The organism is Lachnospira hominis (ex Hitch et al. 2025) (assembly GCF_040096395.1).
Classification (GTDB): Bacteria; Bacillota; Clostridia; order Lachnospirales; family Lachnospiraceae; genus Lachnospira; species Lachnospira hominis.
Genome location: NZ_JBBMES010000045.1, coordinates 1 through 2,395, shown reverse-complemented (window position 1 = coordinate 2,395; position 2,395 = coordinate 1). Strand labels below are relative to the sequence as shown.

Genomic DNA, 2,395 nt, shown 5'->3' with positions numbered 1-2,395 from the left:
CCTAAAACCCTCTGTTTATGAAAGTGGGGGCGCTTTTTGCCCCCACTTTGCTACTTTGGGGGCGCTTTCTGCCCCCATTTTGTTATTTTGGGGGCGCTTTCTGCCCCCACTTTTATTTTTACTTCAGTCCGGATTTTGTCGTGTCCAAATTGTGGGGGCACTTTTTGCCCCCACTTTGACATTTTGGGGGCGCTTTCTGCCCCCACTTTGCTATTTTGGGGGCGCTTTCTGCCCCCACACATCAAAATCCGGTTTCTCATGCCCTGACTGGTTCATCTGCTCGCTTATTCATCCTGTTCAGATTAAGCTTTGCCGCTACAAGCCACTCGTTGTAATCCTTATATCCGGCAGGTGGCGGACAGTCTTCTACCTCATATCCAAGCTCATAATACTTTCTCATAAGTTCTGCTGCTGCTTTTCTCCCCGGCTCATCTCCATCAAGGCAGAACCGGATGGAAGTAATCTGCGGATGTTCCCGAAGAAAAGTCTCAAGTGGTGCATCTGCAAGCATCCCAAGTGCCAGCTTATTTGATTCATAATCCGCGAAGATATCCACATAACTCATAAGGTCGATTGCAGCTTCAAATACTACAAGCTCTGTACTGTTAACATTTACCACATTAAATCCATAGTTCTTATCATTTCCTGTGACATCACACTTGAATGGCTTACCCTGCTTATCAAACACTCCCCGCATACTTGCAAATCTTGTCACTCCATTTTTATCATTTCCTTTGAAAACAACATTGTGGTAATGCCTGCTCTCATAAATCAGTCCATCTTTTAAAAACAGATCTATGACAGTCCTGCTGATTCCTCTCTCCTGATTCAGATATGAAATAAGATAGGAATTATCTCCCGCCGGTTCCGGTAGGACAAATGGCTTTCTCTCCTCTGCCTGCTTCTGCGATACCTGATGAACAAGTGGCTGCTTTACAGGATTCTCGATCCTTCTATATCCTGCAAAATCTAAAAGCCAGAACACAGCCTCTTTTACACTCATTCCACAAAACACCCGCAAGAAATCTATCTGTGAGCCGCCATTGTTGCCTTTGTCAAACTGCCTTGACCATCTGTACCAATGGCTTCTGTTGTAAACGCGGATGGAATCCATCTCTTTTAAAGTGTGGTATTTGCCAATCCTCTTTACTGTATACCCAAGACTTTCTGCAACTGCACACAGGTCAACACTCTTTGCTATGGCAAGCTCTTCATCCGTAAATCTTCCATCCATGCTTTCACCTTGCCTTTCCCTGCTCTGCTACAAGCGGTGACTTGATATCAAGTGTCCGGTAATCTGTGCTCAGGGTAATCTTAGGATTATCAATCATGCCTTTTTCCCTGAAACTGAAAAATTCACGATTGTCTCCACCGACTATGATATGGTCAATGAGTGGTATTCCCATCAGTTCACACAGCTTGTTCATGCGGTCTGTCATCATGGTATCAGCCTTACTTGGAAATACGTTCCCGGATGGGTGACAATGGATTAACATCATGCTTGCCGCATTGCTTAGGATACTTGATTTAAACAGCTCTCTCGGATGTGCCATTGCCTCATTTAAAGAACCAACACTTGCAAAATGCACATTGATAGGTTTTAAATCTGACCTTAGATTGACCACACACACTACTTCCCTGTCAAACTGGCACATACAGTCTCCCATGACAGCAGCTATATCCGCCGGATTGTTAAAAGTGTGCTCCGAATAAATCGGAGCATCCTTTACAAGTCTTACCGAAACCACATCAAGCTTGAAGTCATTCTTCTTTGGCATCAGACACCGCCTCCTCTCCAAACTCGACACGGATAACAAAATCACCTTTCTGGCTGTTTATGAGAGCAATGAGTTCTTCCATTGTAAGTTCCTGCTCCATAACTGCCTCCTATCTGGACTTTTCCTTCGCATCATATACAAGGGGAGGTTCTGCAACGATACCATCAAGTCTCTTGTTAGGTGTATCAGTTGCAAGTGTGAGTTTTCTTAAATCCTTATCATAGTGATATACCTGATTGGAAAGTCTCTCGTCCAAAGACACCTCCTGCATATTTACCTCGACTACCATCTGTGCAAGCATCTCAGGGCTTCCCATATCTGAAGATACTGCAATAACCTCATGCACGCTCGAAGGGAGAATATAAAGGTCACTCTCTAAACTCTCTGCCAGCTCATGAAGCTCATTCTCATAAAGCATGGATGCTGCACCATTGATACCCTTTTCATTGGAAATCACCCACATCGTCTGCTCTGGTGGAATCTCGGCTATCATCATATCCGCAATCTCCTGTGGCATCCCATCTCTTGCAAACATTTCTCTCATAATGTCATTCATGCTACGAACGACAGGTGGGAAGAGTCTTCTTGTGTTTTCCGCTGCACACTTAAAGAGCTGT

Annotated in this window: 3 protein-coding genes; all 3 read right to left on the bottom strand. The window is 44.4% G+C overall.

Going from position 1 to position 2,395, the window contains the following annotated elements:
* Nucleotides 1–256: 256 nt before the first annotated feature.
* Nucleotides 257–1,234, bottom strand: coding sequence for a DUF3991 domain-containing protein (locus WMO38_RS14925; RefSeq protein ID WP_349163204.1), 978 nt, complete (start codon nucleotides 1,232–1,234; stop codon nucleotides 257–259).
* 4 nt (nucleotides 1,235–1,238) lie between these two features.
* Complete coding sequence (locus WMO38_RS14920) at nucleotides 1,239–1,778, bottom strand: JAB domain-containing protein (RefSeq protein ID WP_004611525.1); 540 nt, start codon at nucleotides 1,776–1,778, stop codon at nucleotides 1,239–1,241.
* Nucleotides 1,779–1,887: 109 nt separating this feature from the next.
* The coding region (locus tag WMO38_RS14915; protein ID WP_349163203.1) for a DUF5688 family protein at nucleotides 1,888–2,395 on the bottom strand (508 nt) is incomplete at its 5' end.

Coding starts and splice junctions, on each gene's coding strand:
- WMO38_RS14925 (WP_349163204.1), bottom strand. CDS start 1,234: ATGGATGGAAGATTTACGGATGAAGAGCTTGCCATAGCAAAGAGTGTT.
- WMO38_RS14920 (WP_004611525.1), bottom strand. CDS start 1,778: ATGCCAAAGAAGAATGACTTCAAGCTTGATGTGGTTTCGGTAAGACTT.